The organism is Pseudomonas sp. St29, assembly GCF_001547915.1.
Classification (GTDB): Bacteria; Pseudomonadota; Gammaproteobacteria; order Pseudomonadales; family Pseudomonadaceae; genus Aquipseudomonas.
The window spans coordinates 2,960,041-2,978,130 of sequence record NZ_AP014628.1 but is presented as its reverse complement, the minus strand read 5'-3'; the positions used below and the strand labels follow the sequence as shown (position 1 = coordinate 2,978,130).

Annotated in this window: 15 protein-coding genes; 8 read left to right on the top strand and 7 right to left on the bottom strand. The window is 64.7% G+C overall.

Going from position 1 to position 18,090, the window contains the following annotated elements; translation table 11 throughout:
- Positions 1-71: 71 nt before the first annotated feature.
- Together PST29_RS13535 and PST29_RS13530 are read left to right on the top strand one after the other, a co-directional pair.
- A complete protein-coding gene (locus PST29_RS13535; RefSeq protein ID WP_060843361.1) occupies positions 72-1,892 on the top strand; it encodes a serine hydrolase domain-containing protein in 1,821 nt (606 codons plus the stop codon).
- A 6-nt stretch (positions 1,893-1,898) separates the two neighbouring features.
- Positions 1,899-2,699, top strand: coding sequence for a MipA/OmpV family protein (locus PST29_RS13530; RefSeq protein ID WP_060838943.1), 801 nt, complete (start codon positions 1,899-1,901; stop codon positions 2,697-2,699).
- A 76-nt stretch (positions 2,700-2,775) separates the two neighbouring features.
- Here PST29_RS13530 and PST29_RS13525 read toward each other — a convergent pair whose 3' ends face one another.
- The 3 genes from PST29_RS13525 to PST29_RS13515 form a co-directional block, all read right to left on the bottom strand.
- Complete coding sequence (locus PST29_RS13525) at positions 2,776-4,065, bottom strand: ATP-binding protein (protein WP_060838942.1); 1,290 nt, start codon at positions 4,063-4,065, stop codon at positions 2,776-2,778.
- Positions 4,066-4,776 (bottom strand): winged helix-turn-helix domain-containing protein, encoded by a 711-nt coding sequence (locus PST29_RS13520; RefSeq protein ID WP_060838941.1) that lies wholly within the window; start codon positions 4,774-4,776, stop codon positions 4,066-4,068.
- 171 nt (positions 4,777-4,947) lie between these two features.
- On the bottom strand, positions 4,948-5,553 hold the full coding sequence (locus PST29_RS13515) for a tRNA-(ms[2]io[6]A)-hydroxylase (RefSeq protein WP_060838940.1): 606 nt from the start codon (positions 5,551-5,553) through the stop codon (positions 4,948-4,950).
- A gap of 291 nt (positions 5,554-5,844) precedes the next feature.
- On the opposite strand from PST29_RS13515, the gene PST29_RS13510 reads away from it, so the two are divergent.
- Positions 5,845-6,708 (top strand): universal stress protein, encoded by an 864-nt coding sequence (locus PST29_RS13510; protein ID WP_060838939.1) that lies wholly within the window; start codon positions 5,845-5,847, stop codon positions 6,706-6,708.
- Between the two features lie 93 nt (positions 6,709-6,801).
- Here PST29_RS13510 and PST29_RS13505 read toward each other — a convergent pair whose 3' ends face one another.
- Positions 6,802-7,269 (bottom strand): DUF1289 domain-containing protein, encoded by a 468-nt coding sequence (locus PST29_RS13505; RefSeq protein WP_060838938.1) that lies wholly within the window; start codon positions 7,267-7,269, stop codon positions 6,802-6,804.
- A 409-nt stretch (positions 7,270-7,678) separates the two neighbouring features.
- On the opposite strand from PST29_RS13505, the gene acnB reads away from it, so the two are divergent.
- Complete coding sequence (gene acnB, locus PST29_RS13500; RefSeq protein ID WP_060838937.1) at positions 7,679-10,279, top strand: bifunctional aconitate hydratase 2/2-methylisocitrate dehydratase; 2,601 nt, start codon at positions 7,679-7,681, stop codon at positions 10,277-10,279.
- 147 nt (positions 10,280-10,426) lie between these two features.
- Here the strand turns inward: acnB and PST29_RS13495 are convergent, their stop codons facing one another.
- From PST29_RS13495 to PST29_RS13485, 3 genes are all read right to left on the bottom strand, one after another.
- Positions 10,427-12,109: a SulP family inorganic anion transporter gene (locus PST29_RS13495; RefSeq protein WP_060838936.1), complete on the bottom strand. Its 1,683-nt coding sequence runs from the start codon at positions 12,107-12,109 to the stop codon at positions 10,427-10,429.
- Positions 12,099-12,716, bottom strand: coding sequence for a ParB-like protein (locus PST29_RS13490; protein WP_060838935.1), 618 nt, complete (start codon positions 12,714-12,716; stop codon positions 12,099-12,101). The genes PST29_RS13495 and PST29_RS13490 overlap by 11 nt, the downstream gene beginning before the upstream one ends.
- A 189-nt stretch (positions 12,717-12,905) precedes the next feature.
- A complete protein-coding gene (locus PST29_RS13485) occupies positions 12,906-14,186 on the bottom strand; it encodes a serine/threonine transporter (RefSeq protein ID WP_060843360.1) in 1,281 nt (426 codons plus the stop codon).
- Positions 14,187-14,697: 511 nt separating this feature from the next.
- Here PST29_RS13485 and PST29_RS13480 point away from each other — a divergent pair.
- The 4 genes from PST29_RS13480 to PST29_RS13465 all read left to right on the top strand — a co-directional run bounded on the left by PST29_RS13480 (position 14,698) and on the right by PST29_RS13465 (position 18,056).
- Positions 14,698-15,237, top strand: a complete 540-nt coding sequence (locus PST29_RS13480) for a cysteine hydrolase family protein (protein WP_060838933.1) — start codon at positions 14,698-14,700, stop codon at positions 15,235-15,237.
- Between the two features lie 133 nt (positions 15,238-15,370).
- Positions 15,371-15,766, top strand: a complete 396-nt coding sequence (locus tag PST29_RS13475; protein WP_060843359.1) for a VOC family protein — start codon at positions 15,371-15,373, stop codon at positions 15,764-15,766.
- 17 nt (positions 15,767-15,783) lie between these two features.
- Positions 15,784-16,734: a 2-hydroxyacid dehydrogenase gene (locus PST29_RS13470; RefSeq protein ID WP_060843358.1), complete on the top strand. Its 951-nt coding sequence runs from the start codon at positions 15,784-15,786 to the stop codon at positions 16,732-16,734.
- A gap of 254 nt (positions 16,735-16,988) precedes the next feature.
- Entirely contained in the window at positions 16,989-18,056 is a 1,068-nt protein-coding gene (locus PST29_RS13465; RefSeq protein ID WP_060843357.1) for a phosphotransferase family protein, read from the top strand.
- The last annotated feature ends 34 nt before the right edge of the window (positions 18,057-18,090 follow it).

The following is an 18,090-nucleotide window of genomic DNA, read 5'->3' as shown; positions in this document are numbered from 1 at the left end:
ACAAAGCTGCCAAAGACTCCGCAAACGCCCCTCCCTAGCATCCGCCCATCGAATTTCCGGTCGGTTGCGGTATGTCTCCCAAACTTCTTCACCTGCCATTGCTGGGCGTGCTTCTGGGCAGCCTGGGCTGCAATGGCCAACCCCCTGCGCCGCCGACCATCGGCCGCGGCGACTACGCCAGCATCATCGGTTACCTGAAGCAGTACATCCCCCGGGAAATGGCCGAGCATCGGGTGCCGGGGCTGTCCATCGCCCTGGTGGACGGTCAGGAGCTGATCTGGGCGCGGGGTTTCGGTTTTGCCGACCAGGCCCGCGGCCTGCAAGTGACGGAAAACACCGCGTTTCGGGCCGGGGCCCTGTCGCAGTTGCTGACCGCCACCGCCGTCATGCAGCTGGTGGAACAGGGCCGCCTGCAACTGGACGCGCCCCTGCAGGACAGCCTGCGGGAATTCTACGTCCGCTCGCGCTTTCACCAGGACCAGAACGTCGCCGACCAGGCCGTGACCCTGCGCCGTCTGCTCAGCCACCAGTCCGGCCTGCCCACCGAATACCTGCGCGACCGTTACACCACCCAGCCCCTGGGCGAGCTGCCGGGCAAGGTCAGCGGCGTCTGGCTGACCCATTGCCCCGGCACCCAGACCGCCTACTCCAACCTGGGCTACGCCCTGTTGGGCGCGGCGATCGAGCGCAGCAGCGGTCTGGACTTCGAGCGCCAGTTGCAGAAAAGCCTGCTGCGCCCGCTGGGCATGAGCCAGTCGAGCTTCCTCGGCACCAGCCAGGCCCAGCCCTACCGCGCCCGGGGCTATGTCGACGGGGTCGGCAGCGCCGACGAACCGCTGCGCGACCTGTCCGCCACAGGCCTGTGGAGCAGCCCGCGGGACCTGAGCCGCTTTGTACGGATGCTGTTTGCCCAGGGCCACTACAAGGACCGCCAGGTGCTGTCCCCGGCCTCGATCAGGGAAATGGGGCGGGCGCAGAACAACGGCAACCCGCTGGATTTCGATTGCCAGGTGGGCCTGGGCTGGTACCTCTCGCCCTGTGGCGAGGAGTGGGTCCGCCCGGGGATCCGCACCTGGCAGCACAGCGCGGTGGGCAGCGACTTCCAGGCCCGGGTCAGTGTGCTGCCGGAGCAGCAGCTGGCAGTGATCGTGATGAGCAATTCCAGTTCCGGCGAGGCCGTGGCCAAGCCGCTGGTGCCCAAGGTGCTGCGCATGCTGCTGCAGGCCCACGGTGCCCCCGCGGGCCAGAAGCGCGACGGCGCCCAGCCCCAGGAGCGGGTCACCGCGCGGCGCCGGGTTCCGGAAGCCGCCGACCGCCAGCACCTGGCGGGTTTCTATGCCACCGCCTGGGGCGTATTGCGCATTCGTGATCAGGACCAGCGGCTGTTCGGCGAACTGGCCGGCAAGCGCTTCGAACTGCTGCGCGACGAACAAGGCTGGCTGCGGGCCCAGAAAAAATTCCTCGGCGTATGGCTGCAGGACCTGGGTGACCTCGGCCGGGTGCAGCTGGACCTGGTGAACGTCCAGGGGCGCCGGGTGTTCACCGCCCGGCGTCACGGCCAGCTGCTGGCCATGGGCGAACGCGTCGATCCGGTTCCCCTGCCCGACAACTGGCTGGCCACGGTGGGCACCTACCAGGCCCTCAACGAGGACTCGGCCGCCCCCATCAGCGACATCAGCATCGCCGTGGAAGACGGCTTCCTGATGATCCGCAGCCTGCAACAGGGCCGCGTGCTCACCGATTACATCCTGGCCCCGCTGGACAACGCCCACGCCGTCATCGCCGGCCAGGGCCCGGGCCTGGGCGATACGGTGCGCCGCCAGATCAATGGCATCAGCGTCCTGGGCTACTCATTCAAGCGTTCCTACACCCACCACTACCTGAGGTTCTAAAGCCGTATGAAAACCCTGAAACGCACCACCTCCGTCACCCTCCTGGCCGGCACCCTGGGTTTGATCGGGGCGTCCCCCGCCTTGCACGCCGAGGACTGGAAGTTCAGCGTGCGCGGTGGTGCGGCCAGCGTGCCGCGCTACAGCGGCAGTGACGAACGCAGCATCGCGCCGATTCTCGGCGGCGAGATCGTCAGCCCCTACGGCTTCTTCCTGAGTACCGAAACGGGCCTGGGCTGGGGCAACGAATGGGGCGGCCTGTCCTTCAGCACCTGGGTCGGCGCCAGTGACGAGCGACGCGACAAGAACCACATGGGCCAGGGCTCCAAGCGCCTCAAGGGCATGGGCGAAATCAAGTCCCGGGCCCAGTTCGGCGCTCACCTGGGCTACGACCTGGGGCCGTTCGAGCTGGGGGCCACCGTGACTCACGCGCAGAAGAAAAATGACGATCGCGACACCGGCTCGGCCTACAGCCTGCTGCAACTGAGCATCGCCAGCACCCTGTACGAGGGCAGCCTGGGCAGCCTCGACGCCAGCCTCAGCAGCCTGTACGGCAACGCCGACTACATGCAGACCTGGTATGGCGTGAGCAGCACCCAGGCGGCCAACAGCCGCTTCAGCGCCTACCGCGCCAAGGGCGGCCTGGTGAGCAGCGGCGGCGACCTGACCTGGAGCCTGCCGCTCAATGAGCAGACCAAGCTCTCGACCCAGCTGTCGATGCAGTACCTGAGCAAGGAAGCCGGCAACAGCCCGATCGTCGACCGGCGCCTGCAGACGGTGCTGGGCACCCAGATCGAATACAGCTTTTGAGCTTCAAGCGGCAAGCTGCAAGCTGCAAGCGGTGGCGCTTGGCTTGCCGCTTGTAGCTTGCCGCTTGCAGCTGCCGTCAATCCACATGCGCCCAGGTCATGCGGAACGAAGCACCGCCCCATTCCGAATCCAGCACCTCGACCTTGCCGCCATGCCACTGACAGACCCGGCGCACCAGTGCCAGGCCCAGGCCGAAACCGCCGGTGCGCCGGTCACGACTGGCATCGAGGCGGGAAAACGGTTCGAAGATCTTTTCCCGCCCGTCCACCGGCACTCCGGGACCGTCATCGTTGACCCGCACTTCGTAGCCCTGCTCCAGGCGCACCAGGGACACCTCCACTCGCCGGTCGGCGTAGCGGATGGCATTGCGCAGCAGGTTGATCACCGCCCGGGCCATGAAGCGCGGCTCGATGCGCACGTAGTCCACCTGGCAGCAGCGGATCAGCAACTGCACCCCGGCGGCCTCGGCCTCCAGGGCCACGCTGCCGACCACGCTGTCGAGCCAGTTCTGGGCCTGGATGTCTTCGCGACTGATGGAGGCCGCGCCGTGCTCCAGGCTGGCGTAGGACAGCAGCTCGGAGACCATTTCCTCCAGTTCGCCAAGGTCGGCGTACATGTCGGCGATCAGTTCGCGGTTTTCATCCGGATCGGGCTGCTGCTGCAGCTGGTCCAGCTCGAAGGACAACCGGGCAATGGGCGTGCGCAACTCGTGGGACACCGCATTGGTCAACTCGCGCTGATTGGCGATCAGGCCCTCGATGCGCGCCGCCATGCGGTTGAAGTGCTGGGCCAGGTCGCGGATGTTCGAGCGCCGTGACAGGTGCAGACGGGTGCTCAGGTCATTGCCGCCAAAGCGCTCGGCGGCCAGGCGCAGGCGTTCCAGGTCGCGCCAGTGCGGACGGACCCAGAAGTACAGGACGATGGCCAGCAAGGTGCCGAGCAAGGCATAGGCGGCGATGTTGTAGAGCAGGGTCAGCGGCGGGTCTTCCGGCAGCTTGATGCTCAGCAGTTGGGAGCCGCCGTCGATGCTGGAGATGAACTGGTTGAAATCATCCCGGACCACCAGCTGGTTGGAGCTCAGCAGCGCCCGCTCGCGCTCGTTGAGGTCCAGCTCGCCGGCCTGCACCAGCTTGAGCGCCAGCCCGTAATGGGGCTTGAGCAACTCCAGCTGGTGCTTGCGCCCGGCCTCGTCGAAGGGCCGCAGTTGCTCACTGAGGCTGTAGGCCGGCCCGCGCACCGCGTCGCGGTTGTAGGCCTCGATCAGGTCGACCGCCAGGTAATTGAGGAAGATGTGTTGCACCGCGGTCATGGCCCCGGCAAAGCCAAGGGCCAGGAACAGGTAAAGCCCCAGAAACAGCCGCAGCATTCAAGCCTCCCAGGCGAATGGATTGAACAGGTAGCCCTTGCCCCACACGGTCTTGATGCACACCGGCTCGCGCGGATTGTCCTTGAGCTTGCCGCGCAACTTGCTGATGTAGACGTCGACGCTGCGGTTCAGGCCGTCGAACTCGATGCCGCGCATGCGATTGAGAATGTCATCCCGGGACAGGGTCTTGCCCGCCGCGCTGGCCAGCAGCCACAGCAGCTCGAACTCCATGGTGGTCAGTTCGATCGGATCGCCGGACAGGCGCACCTCGCGACTGCTGCGGTCGATGCTCAGCACGCCGAACTCCAGGGCGCCGCGCGAGGCGCTCGACTCCGGCACCTGGCGCCGTTGCAGGGCTCGCAGGCGCGCCAGCAGCACCGCCGGCTTGATGGGTTTGATCACGTAATCGTCGGCGCCGGATTCCAGGCCGAGGATGTGGTCCAGATCGTCTTCCTTGGCGGTGAGGATGACGATCGGGGTATCGGCCATGGCGCGGATTTCCCGGCACACGTGCAGGCCGCTCTGACCCGGCAACATCAGGTCGAGCACCACCAGTTTCGGTTTGAATTCGAGATACGCCGCCAAGGCCACATCGCCCCGGTGCACCGTCAACACTTCAAAGCCATGCTGGGACAGGAAATTGGCAATCAGCCCGGCGAGCTTCTCGTCATCTTCCACCAGCAGGACCTTGCCAAGCCCCAGGTTATCCATACCTACCCGTTCGCGAACGCAGAGTTTTGAGTGCGCGCATTATAGAGGGGCCAAGGTTAAAAAAAGGCTAAGGCCGCAGCAAAACCGGGGGCTTATCGCGGTTTTGCGCAAAGTTTCATTCTTTTAAGAGTTTTTAACAATTTGCCCCTGCTTTTACACAAGGGCAGTGCCTTACCAGGCCGGCACGCCACTATGGAAGCGAAACTCCGGGTCCGGGGACTCGATCAGTTCCTGCTCGGCGGCCCGCACCTTGTCGATCACCTGGGCGATATCCTTGGCGTCGCCGTACTGATAGGCCAGCTTCAGGTAGCCCTGGTAGTGCCGGGCCTCGCTTTTGAGCAGGCCGAAGTAGAACTTGCCCAGTTCTTCGTCCAGGTGCGGCACCAGGGCTTCGAAGCGCTCGCAACTGCGGGCTTCGATGAAGGCGCCGACCACCAGGGTGTCCACCAGCTTCACCGGCTCGTGGCTGCGCACCACCTTGCGCAGGCCGGAGGCATAGCGCCCGGCGTGCAACTGGCGCAGTTCGACCTTGCGTCTCTTCATCAGGCGCATGACCTGCTCGTGGTGCACCAGCTCTTCCCGGGCCAGGCGCGACATCATGTTGATCAGGTCGACATGGGAGTGGTACTTGGCGATCAGGCTCAGGGCGGTGCTGGCGGCCTTGAACTCGCAGTTCTTGTGGTCGATCAGCAGGGTTTCCTGATCGGCCAGGGCCGCCTGGACCCAGGCGTCGGGGGTCCGACAGCCGAGGAAGTCATGAATTTCCGGGAGGTTCATCGGTGCATTTCCGAACAATCCGCCAGCGCAAGGCGAGCAATGGCGGCACTATCAGTGATCGATAACATGAGGCTCACGAGACAAATAAGGCTTCACAGCGAAAGGCTGGCGATTATACCGGCCACGCCGCAGACCACCAGCGGCCGCGCTTGATATGCATCAACATGCAGCGCGGGCCCCAGCATCTATAGTTGTGCACGCCAGGGTCTGTTCCCGCTTGGTGACGAGCCGCGTTGCCGGGCCAAACGGGAACAGACCCTAGCCGTTCATCCCTCTCCTGGAGACCCGATCATGCAAAGTATCCGCAGCATCCTGGTGGTCATCGATCCCACGCCTGGCGAAAGTCTCGCCCTCAAGCGCGCCAAGCTGATTGCCGGGGTCACCCAGGCCCATCTGCACCTGCTGGTCTGCGACAGGAAGCACGAGCATTCGGCGCTGCTCAGCGTGCTCAAGAGCAGCCTGATCAGCGAAGGCTACAGCGTCACCACCGAGCAGGCGTGGAACGAGAGCCTGCATGAAACCATCATCGACGTGCAGCAAGCCGAAGGCTGCGGCCTGGTGATCAAGCAGCACGTTCATGAAAACCCGCTGAAGAAGGTCCTGCTGACCCCGGCGGACTGGAAGCTGCTGCGCTACTGCCCGACCCCGGTGCTGCTGGTCAAGACCGCCACCCCCTGGGCCGGCGGCGTGGTCATGGCGGCCATCGACGTTGGCAACATGGACGGCGAGCACCGCACGCTGCATGCCAGCATCGTCGACCATGGCTTCGACATCGCCAGCCTGGCCAAGGCCCATCTGCACGTGATCAGCGCCCACCCGTCACCGATGCTCTCGGCCGCCGATCCGGTGTTCCAGCTCAAGGAAACCATCGAGAAGCGCTATCGCGAAGCGTGCAAGGCGTTCCAGGCCGAGTTCGAGATCGACGACGCTCACCTGCACATCGAGGAAGGTCCGGCGGATGTGCTGATTCCCCATATGGCCCACAAGCTGGGGGCCGTGCTGACCATCATCGGCACCGTGGCCCGCACCGGGCTGTCGGGGGCCTTGATCGGCAACACCGCCGAGGTGGTGCTCGACTCCCTGGACAGCGACGTGCTGGTGCTCAAGCCGGCGGACATCATGGATCACCTGGAAGAAATGGCGGCCAAGGCCTGAGCCCTCCTCCCACCTGCAGCAGCCCGCTTGCTGGCGAACAGGCCCACCGCCTTCGCTGGCAAGCCAACCCCGACAGAACCATTGGCGAGTGACTCAGCCCAGCGCGTCCTTGAGAAAACCGGGGGCGATGTAGCGCTGGTAATGGGCTTCTGACAGGAGGAAGAATTCCCGATCGATGGCGTCGCGCAACTCCGGCAGGCCCCAGTCGCGGAACTCCGGCAACAGCACCATGCCGTAGGCGTCGAGCTGGTTGATCACCCGCGCGCCCCGGGCAATCAGCTGGTAGGCCCAGCAATACTCGGACTGGTGCGGCACGAAACGGATCTTGCGCTGTTCCAGCTGCCCGCGCAGGCGCGCCGGGTCGAAGACTTCCAGCTTGGCCGCCATCACCTGCACCAATAGTTGCTCAAGACGCAGCCAGACCGCGCGTTTCTCCTCTTCGTTGTAACCATTCCAGTTGATCACTTCGTGGTGGAAACGCTTGCAGCCACGGCACACCAGATCGCCGTAGACAGTGGAGCAGAGGCCGACGCAGGGGGTCTTGATGGTCTGATTGGGCATAGATAGACAGCACGCGCAAAAGCAAAACAGGCCGGCATGTTAGCCCTTTGTCTAAGATTGATCACCCCTCAAACTTTAATACGCCAACTTACGTTGAGACTTTTTTTGCCGTAGAATCAGCCAGCCTTTTTAGGCGCCAATGTCCGTTTGAAGCTGTTTTCAAAGCGTCACGAGCACAGTCGTTCCTTCAGAGCGGTGTTGGCGAGGGGTTTTTCCAGCGGGGAAAAATCCAGCGCCAACCCTCATCAGCTCCCCGTTCTGCAGGCGTAAAACTTTGAAAGCAGCTTCTGTAAGGAATTGTCGGTAATTCTGGCTAAGTGGCCCACAACGCCACGCAGCGCATGAGTACGGCAATTTCGGGATGAGCGTCCCGGACACCCATTTGGGACCACTGATGAGGGTAATAACTGTGCTTGAAGCCTACCGCAAACATATCGAAGAGCGCGCAGCACTGGGTATCGTTCCCCAGCCGCTTAACGCCGAACAAACTGCAGGCCTGGTCGAGCTGCTGAAGAATCCCCCGGCTGGCGAAGAAGCTTTCCTCGTTGACCTGATCACCAATCGCGTTCCACCAGGAGTCGACGAAGCCGCCTACGTCAAGGCCGGTTTCCTCTCTGCTCTGGCCAAAGGTGAAGCCACCTCTCCCCTGATAGACAAGAAGCGCGCCGTTGAACTGCTGGGCACCATGCAGGGCGGCTACAACATCGTGACCCTGGTGGACCTGCTGGACAACGCCGAGCTGGCGCCAGTGGCTGCCGCTCAACTCAAGCACACCCTGTTGATGTTCGACGCTTTCCACGATGTCGCGGAAAAAGCCAAGAACGGCAACGTTCACGCCCAGGCCGTGCTGCAATCCTGGGCCGACGGCGAGTGGTTCAAGAACCGCCCGGTACTGGCCGACAAGATCAGCCTGCGGGTGTTCAAGGTCACCGGCGAAACCAACACCGACGACCTCTCCCCGGCACCTGACGCCTGGTCCCGCCCGGACATCCCGCTGCACGCCCTGGCCATGCTGAAAATGGCCCGTGACGGCATCGTGCCGGACGTGCAAGGTTCCATCGGCCCGATGAAACAGATCGAGCAGATGCGCAACGACGGCTTCCCGATCGCCTACGTCGGCGACGTGGTCGGCACCGGTTCGTCGCGTAAATCGGCCACCAACTCGGTTCTGTGGTTCTTCGGCGACGACGTTCCTTACGTGCCGAACAAGCGTGCCGGCGGCTTCTGCTTCGGCAGCAAGATCGCTCCAATCTTCTACAACACCATGGAAGACGCCGGCGCCCTGCCGATCGAATTCGACGTGTCGAAGATGAACATGGGCGACGTGATCGACCTGTACCCGCACGCTGGCAAAGTCACCAAGCACAACAGCGACGAAGTCCTGGCCACCTTCGAAATGAAGACCCCAGTGCTGCTCGACGAAGTTCGTGCCGGCGGCCGTATCCCGCTGATCATCGGCCGTGGCCTGACCGAGAAGGCCCGCGCCGAGCTGGGTCTGCCACCGTCCGACCTGTTCAAGAAGCCTGAAGCCCCCGCTGAAAGCACCAAGGGTTTCACCCTGGCGCAGAAAATGGTCGGCAAGGCTTGCGGCGTGACTGGCGTGCGTCCAGGCACCTACTGCGAACCGAAGATGACCACCGTCGGCTCCCAGGACACCACCGGTCCAATGACCCGTGACGAACTGAAGGACCTGGCTTGCCTGGGCTTCTCCACCGACCTGGTGATGCAGTCGTTCTGCCACACCGCGGCCTATCCGAAGCCGATCGACGTCACCACTCACCACACCCTGCCCGACTTCATCATGACCCGTGGCGGCGTGTCCCTGCGTCCGGGCGACGGCATCATCCACAGCTGGCTGAACCGCATGCTGCTGCCGGACACCGTCGGCACCGGTGGTGACTCCCACACCCGTTTCCCGATCGGCATCTCGTTCCCGGCCGGTTCCGGCCTGGTGGCCTTCGCCGCCGCCACTGGCGTCATGCCACTGGACATGCCGGAATCGATCCTGGTTCGCTTCAAGGGCAAGCTGCAGCCTGGCGTCACCCTGCGTGACCTGGTCCACGCCATCCCTTACTACGCGATCCAGAAAGGCCTGCTGACCGTCGAGAAGAAAGGCAAGAAGAACGCCTTCTCCGGCCGCATCCTGGAGATCGAAGGTCTGGAAACCCTGACCGTCGAGCAAGCCTTCGAACTGTCCGACGCCTCGGCCGAACGTTCGGCTGCCGGTTGCACCATCAAGCTGTCCAAAGAGTCGATCGCCGAGTACCTGAAGTCCAACATCACCCTGCTGCGCTGGATGATCGGCGAAGGCTACGGCGATGCCCGTACCCTGGAGCGTCGCGCTCAAGCGATGGAAGCCTGGCTGGCCAACCCAGAACTGCTGGAAGCCGACAAGGACGCCGAGTACGCCGAAGTCATCGAGATCGACCTGGCCGACGTCAAGGAGCCTGTACTCTGCGCGCCGAACGACCCGGACGACGCTCGCCTGCTGTCCAGCGTCGCTGGCCAGAAGATCGACGAAGTGTTCATCGGTTCCTGCATGACCAACATCGGTCACTTCCGCGCGGCCGGTAAGCTGCTGGATCAGGTCAAGGGCCAGCTGCCAACCCGTCTGTGGCTGTCGCCGCCGACCAAGATGGACGCTCACCAACTGACCGAAGAAGGCTACTACGGCATCTACGGCAAGGCCGGCGCGCGCATGGAAATGCCGGGCTGCTCGCTGTGCATGGGTAACCAGGCACGTGTAGAGCCGAACTCGACCGTGGTGTCGACTTCGACCCGTAACTTCCCGAACCGTCTGGGCGATGGCGCCAACGTCTACCTGGCTTCGGCCGAGCTGGCGTCGGTGGCTTCGATCCTGGGTCGCCTGCCGACCGTCGAGGAGTACATGGAATACGCCGGCAAGATCGACAGCATGGCAGCGGACGTGTACCGCTACCTGAGCTTCGACCAGATCGCCGAGTTCCGTGAAGCGGCCGCCAACGCCAACATCCCGGTGGTGCAAGCCTAAGGCTGTAGCGTTGTAAAAAAGAACGCCGCGTATTCCACGATACGCGGCGTTTTTTTATGCCCCTGGCCGGTGCTGACGCCCCTGCCGGCTATTGCGCCCTGCGCTCCGGCGCCACAGGCCGGACACGATACGCGAAAGCGCCAAGACTCAATGCCAGAGTCCCGCCTGGGCCTGACCGCTCCAGCCCTGCAGGCTTTCCTGCAGGGTGTCGTCGACACTGGTGCCACTGAGCAACACCTGATACCCGACACTCGATGGCAAGGCCGCCAGGGCATCCTTGGCCCTGTGCTTGAGCCGGGCCAGGGCCAGATGCTTGTGCTCCAGGCTGACCTGGCGGAAGAACGCGTCCAGGGCTTCGATGCTGGTGCCGTCCAGGTCCGGCGACTCTTCCAGGCTGAGGATGACGGTGTGAATCGGCGCCTGCACCTGGCGGATCAGGCGCAAGGCACCGCCCAGGATGCGCTCGGCGTTGGCGAAGAACAGCGCCTCCCCCGGTCGCAGGATCAGCACGCCCGGCACTTGCCGCGCCTGGGGATGGCGGTTCAGGTCGACAAAGTCATGACCGCTGCCCAGTTGGCCGAGGATCTGGATATCCGCCGCCGACAGCTGGCGCAGCATCAGTAGAATGCTCACCCCCACCGATAGCAACAGACCGTCCAGCACTCCCAGCACCAGCACCGCGGCGACCGCGCAGATCACCAGGAAGCGATCCCGGCGCCAGATGAAGTAGCGCCCCAGAGGCTGCAGGCTCAGGCCATGGCCCAGGGCATACATGACGATCGCCGCCAGCACCGGCTCCGGAGTCAGCGCGATGTAGGGCAATACCGTCAGCACGATCAGCAGCATCACCGCCGCCGCGGTCAGCCCCGCCAACCGCGAGCGCGCCCCGGCCGCCTCGTTGGCGGAAGTCGCCGAGTAGCCGGCACCGGCCGGCATGCCGTGAAACAGCCCCGACACCAGGTTGGCGGCGCCCAGGGCCAGCAGGTCACGGTTGGACGACACCCGGTCGCCATGCTTGAGGGCCAGGGCACTGATGGAGCCGTAGGATTCGGCGTAGAGGATCATCACCAGGGCAAAGGCCAGCTCCCCCAGGCGCAGCCAGTCGGCAAAGGGCAGGTCCGGCAGGCTCGGCACCTCCAGCTTGAGCTCGATGACACCGATCAGCGCCACCCCGTGGGACGGCAGGTCGAGCCATTGTCCGGCGCCAATGCCAATCACCACCGCCACCAGCCCGCCGGGCACGTAGGGAATCCGCGAACAGATCGCCAGCACCAGCAAGGCCAGGGCCGCCACCGCCACGCCCGCCCAGTTCCACTGCGGCCATTGCTCGAGCAACTGCGGCAGGAAGCGCACCAGGTTGCCGGTGCTCAAGTGCACCCCGACCACGGTGGCGAACTGCTTGAGGATGATGGTCACCGCCAGGCCGAAGGCAAAACCGCGCAACACCGGCTTGGCAATGAACGCGGTGACGCCGCCCAGGCGAAACAGCCCCGCCAGGATAAAGAACGCCCCGGTGAGCAGCACCAGGGCGAACCCCAGGCTCAGGCGCAGTTGCGCATCGCCGTCGGACAGCGACAGGGTCGCCGCTGCCAGAACCGCCGCCGACGACGAGGTGGCCGATACGATGGCAAAGCGGCTGGTGCCGAACAGGCCGTAGCACAACAACCCGGCGAACAGGGCAATGACCCCGGCCTGGGGCGGCAAGGCGGCGATGCTGGAATAGGCCACCGCTTCGGGCAGCAACAGACCGGCGATGGACAAGCCGGCCAGCAGGTCGCGGCTGCGCCGCGGTGCAAGAGTGGCAGCGAGCTGCCCTGGATCAGTCGACAATCTGGCCCACCCATCCTGGCAAGTAACGTGCGTCCTGGCTGCGCGCCAGTTTCAGGGCCCGGGCCTGAACCTTGGCCCCCAGCTTGCCCAGCGCCTCGCGGTCGAGGCGCCGGCGAAAAAAGTCCGCCCAGAGAAATTCGCTGAACGGCGTGGTGTCCTTGGCAAAACCGCCGGCGCGCCGCAACAGGCCGGCCAGGCTGCGATAGGGATCATCCTGCAGGTCGAGGAGGCGCGCGGGAATCTGCTCGAAAGCGCGCCGCACGCCCTGGGCATCATAAGGATGAGCCCATTGGTTGAACGCCATCACCTCCCAGAAACTGCCCGCGTCGACAAAGGACAGGTCCTTGAGCACCAGCAACGGCACCTCCTTTACCTGTTCCTGCAGCAGGGCCATGCCGAAGTGATGATGGTCGACGATGTAATAGCGCTGCCGAGGGCCCAGCACGCAGGGGAACCAGTGATCCTCCAGGGCTGCCGCCCGCGCCTTGCGCTTGAGCTGCTGCCACATCCGGCGCTTGGCCTCGACTTCGGCCAGGCCCACCGTGAGTTGGGTCGGGTGCAGCGTATCCAGGCGGGCGCGAATCAACTGCGGGTGAGCACGGGCCATGCAATGACTCCAGACAGGCACAAAATCGTCAGCTTAGACCTTTATTCAAGGCCGCAGACGATCACGGTCAATGCCTTGAACGACAACGCCGCCGATGCTGTGAAGCACCGGCGGCGTTGTCTGTCGAAGCGGGCTTGAGCCCTCCCTTTCGCCGGCACGCCGGCTCCTACCGGGAGGGCACCGCGACACTCAGGAGAGCAGCGAGTACACCAGGGCGGTAATCGCCACCAGGCCCACCAGGGTCACGAACACGTTGGACGCCTGGCCGCGATAGCGTGCCATGGCCGGCACCTTGCGGATGGCGTACATCGGCATCAGGAACAGGATCGCCGCGATGACCGGGCCGCCGAGGGTTTCGATCATCCCCAGGATGCTCGGGTTGAGGGTCGCCACCGCCCAGCAGATCACCAGCATGAACGCCGCGGTCACGCGGTCCAGGGCCTTGGCCCCGGGACGCCGGCCGCTCTTGACGATCAGCCCCTTGAGGCCTTCGCTGGCACCGATGTAGTGCCCCAGGAACGACTTGGCAATGGCCACGAAGGCAATCAGCGGCGCGGCGAAGGCGATGGTCGGGTTGCTGAAGTGGTTGGCCAGGTAGGACAGGATCGACAGGTTCTGCGCCTTGGCTTCCGCCAGTTGCGCCGGCGACAGGGTCAGCACGCAGCTGAAGACGAAGAACAGCACCATGGCCACCATCAGCAGGTGGGCGCGGGACAGGATCTGCGAACTGCGCTCTTCGGCGTGCAGGCCGTAGCGACGCTTCTGGTCCACGGCAAAGGCCGAGATGATCGGCGAATGGTTGAACGAGAACACCATGACCGGGATCGCCAGCCACAGGGTGTGCAGGAAGGCCGAAGGTGCCGGCACGTCACTGGCGGTGGCGAGGATGCCGCCGTTCCAGTGGGGAATCAGGAACACCGCGAGGAACCCCAGGGCGACGATGAACGGGTAGACCATCAGGCTCATGGCCTTGACGATCACCTGCTCGCCGCAGCGCACCACGGCCAGCAGGCCGAGGATCAGCACCAGGGACAGGATCGCCCGCGGCGGCGGCGCGATGTGCAGCTGGTGCTCCATGAAGCTGCCGACGGTATTGGTCAGGGCCACGCTGTAGATCAGCAGGATGGGGAAGATGGCAAAGAAGTACAGCAAGGTGATCAGGGCACCGGCCTTGATCCCGAAATGCTCCTCCACCACCTCGGTGATGTCCGCGCCATCGCGACCGGACAGCACGAAGCGGGTCAGGCCGCGGTGTGCAAAGAAGGTCATGGGGAACGCCAGCAGCGCCAGGATCAGCAGCGGCCAGAAGCCGCCGAGGCCGGCATTGATGGGCAGAAACAGGGTACCGGCACCGATGGCGGTACCAAACAGGCCCAGCATCCAGGTGGTGTCTTGGCGGTTCCAGTTGCTCAGGGTCGCTGGGGCCGCCGTTTCAAAGCGTTGATCAACGCTGTTGGCCTGATCATTCATCCGGTGGGATCTCCACATTCCGGTCATTTGCCATTCGGTCAGGGCGCGTCGGAGTACCCGACAGACAGAACCCCGACCGAAACAGAGGGGGCGCGATTGTCCGGGATTCCGCAGGCGCTGCATAGACTCAGCTGAGGAACGGTTTGTGCACTGCAGATATTTTTTTACTGGATGGCGAAGCGTCTGGCCCGGCCCTCTCGCGCCACCACCCGGGTCCCGAAAGAGCGCTTTTGCCAGCGCCGGGGTCCGCCGGGGCGATGCAGGTCCGATGAATCCGCTCGCCGACGAGCCGGCCCCCGCGGGGTTGCGTTGACAGGGCTCATGGACAGACGGCATGATCGGACCCCATGAATATCTACGCGCTCAACCCTACCTCTACCACCACGACTGCTTCCGGCGGGTCGTGTGGTGGCTGTGCAGGGTAAGGCAAGCACAGTAAAACCAAGGCCCCGCCAGCAATGGACGGGGCCTTTTGTTTCTCCGTCCAACTGGCACTACAAGGAGAGACAAGATGCCTTTATCCAACGCCAAGCGTGCCCTGCTGGTCATCGACATGCAGGTCGGCCTGTTCAACGGACCGGACAAGCCCTACAAGCGCGAACAGACCCTGGAAAACATCAATCAGCTGATCCGCCGCGCCCGCCAGGCCGGGGCGCCGATCTTCGCCGTGCGCCATACCGGCCCCGCCGACTCGCCGATCGCCGCCGGCAGCCCGTTCTGGCAACTGCTGCCGACCCTGGAAGTGGATGAAGAGCTGGACTGCGTGCTGGACAAGACCCGCCCCAGCTGCTTTGTCGGTACCGGGCTGGCCGAGCGCCTGCAGGAGGCCCAGGTCCAGGAGCTGGTGATCGTCGGCATGAAGACCCAGTACTGCGTCGACGCCACTTGCCGCGCCGCCGGCGACCTGGGGTTTGCCGCGCTGCTGGTGGAAGACGCCCACACCTGCATGGACACCCCCGTGCTGGGGGCGAAAAAAATCATCGCCCACCATAACGCCACCCTGAACGGCCCCTTCGTGCGCCTGATCAAGACCCCTGACGTGAGCTTCTGATTCAAAGCGCTTCCGCCACTGCCCCGGGGACGCCGATGTGCGCGTTCGGCCCCGGGAACAGTGCCGGCCGATTGCCAAAATCCCCTGCAACCCCCACCCTTGAGCCCTCGCCCCTGCCCGTATGGAACCCTCCATGAGCGCCACGACGATCGCCGGCTGCCTGCTCTACAGCCTTGATCCACCTGCCCTTGCCCGCTTCTATGCCGAACTGCAGGGCTGGCCCATCACCGAACAGCAAGCCGATGACCAGCAACTGGCCCACCAGGGCTTCGAGCTGACCCTGGTCCAGGTGCCGCCAGCGATTGCTGCGCGCATCGTCCTCCAGGAACCACCGCTGCCCCGCAGCGATTGTGCCTGCAAGCCGCTGTTCCAGGTGGACGACCTGGCCCGGGCCCGGCAACGCGCAGCCAAGGCCGGTGGTTGGGTGTACGAGGCCGAGCGCGAATCGCAATTCAAGGACGCCCGGGCCTGCGACGGCATCGACCCGGAAGGCAACCTCTTTCAATTGCGCCAACCCCTGCCCCACTAACCCACGAGGAGTACGCCATGCGCGCCACCGTCCTGGTCCTGGTTGAAAACGTCAACGCCTACCTGCCGCACCTCGAAGACCTGGGTTTCAAGCTGATCCTGGCGCCCACTGCGCAAGCCCGGGCCCAGGCGATCCGGGACCACGCCGGGCAGATCGACGCCGTGCTGACCCGCGGCCCCCTGGGCCTGACCGGGGCGGAGATCGCCGCCCTGCCCCGGTTGCAGATCATCTGCGTGATCGGCGCCGGCTATGAACAGGTCGACCTGCAAGCGGCGAGCAACCGCGGGATCGCCGTGACCAATGGCGCCGGGGTCAACGCGCCCTCGGTGGCCGATCATGCCCTGGCCCTGCTGCTGGCCCTGGTGCGCGGCATTCCCCAGGCCGATGCCGCGGTGCGCCAGGGCCAGTGGCCAAAAGTCATGCGCCCGTCCCTGGCCGGCATGCGCCTGGGCATCCTCGGCCTGGGTGCCGTGGGTCAGGCTATTGCCCGGCGCTGCGCCCTGGGGTTCGACATGCCGGTGAGTTATCACAGCCGCCAGCCCCGCGCGGACCAGCCTTATCGCTTCTGCCCGACCCTGGTGGAACTGGCCCGCGACGTGGATGTGCTGGTGATCGCCACCCCCGGCGGCGCCGAGACCCGGCACCTGGTGGACCATCAGGTGCTGGAGGCACTGGGCCCCGAGGGCTTTGTGGTGAACATCGCCCGGGCCAGCGTGGTGGATACCCACGCCTTGCTCCAGGCCCTGCAGCAGCGGCGGATTGCCGGGGCCGCCCTGGATGTGTTCGACGACGAGCCCCAGGTCCCGGACGCCTTCAAGGTTCTCGACAACGTCGTCCTCACGCCCCACGTCGCCGGCCTGTCGCCCCAGGCCAGCCGCGACACCGTGGAGAGGGTCGGCCACAACCTGCAGGCCCACTTCGCAGGCCGGCCGCTGCTGACCCCACTGGTCCTGCCGCCCGCGAACTGACACCGCCCCGAACAGCGCCTATGCTCCCCCGCTGGCGGGTGTGGGAGCTGGACGCGATCTACCCGCCCGCCTCGACCGCCCTTGCTCCTGCGGGATTGGCGGCCGGGCGAGGCAAATTCAAACGCTTGTATCAAAAGCAATGATTGTCCGGCAACACGCGCACCTATAAAGGCCCGCGGCGATTGTGAGCGGCCGGTAGGCGCATTAGATTAGCCAATAATCTCTGGCCTCCAGAATAAGCAGAAGGGATAAGCATGGCGCTTACAGACCAGTCCACCCGTACTCGCTCCGGCGAGGAACTTGACGCCAACCTGATCGATCCGTACCTCAAGGCCCACATCCCCGGCCTCAGCGGCACGCCGCGGATCAGCCAGTTCCCGGGCGGGGCTTCGAACCTCACTTACCTGCTGGAATACCCTGACCAGGAGTTCGTCCTGCGGCGCCCGCCGTTCGGCCACAAGGCCAAGTCGGCCCACGACATGGGTCGCGAGTTCCGCATTCTCAACCAGCTCAGGGACGGCTTCCCCTACTGCCCCAAGGCGTACGTGCATTGCACCGACGAGTCGCTGATCGGCGCCGAGTTCTATGTCATGGAACGGGTCAAGGGCATCATCCTGCGCTCCGACCTGCCGCCGGAGCTGGGCCTGGACGCCGGCCAGACCGAGGCCCTGTGCAAGAGCTTCATCGACCGCTTCGTCGAACTGCACCGGGTCGACTACAACGCCTGCGGCCTCGGCGACCTGGGCCGCCCCGAAGGCTATGTGCAGCGCCAGATCAAGGGCTGGAGCGAGCGCTACGAGAAGGCCCTGACCCCGGATGCGCCGCACTGGGACACCGTCAAGGCCTGGCTCAACGAGAAGATGCCCGCCGACCACCCGACCTCGAGCATCGTCCATAACGACTACCGCTTCGACAACGTGATCCTCGACCCCGACAACCCGATGCAGATCATCGGCGTGCTGGACTGGGAGCTGACCACCCTGGGCGATCCGCTGATGGACCTGGGCAACAGCCTGGCCTACTGGATCGAAGCCGCCGACCCGGCGCCAGTGCAACTGATGCGGCGCCAGCCGAGCAACGCCCCGGGCATGCTCACCCGCCGGCAATTCGTCGACTACTACGCCGAGCGCTCGGGCATCGAGATCGGCAATTTCGACTTCTACTACACCTACGGCCTGTTCCGCCTGGCCGGCATCGTGCAGCAGATCTACTACCGCTTCTACCACGGCCAGACCCAGGACAAACGCTTCGCGCAGTTCATTCACATGAACAAGCTGCTGGAGCAGATGAGCCTGCAGGTCATCGACAAATCCAGCCTCTGACCGCGCCCCGGCGCTCGACAACCCAACCAGGGAA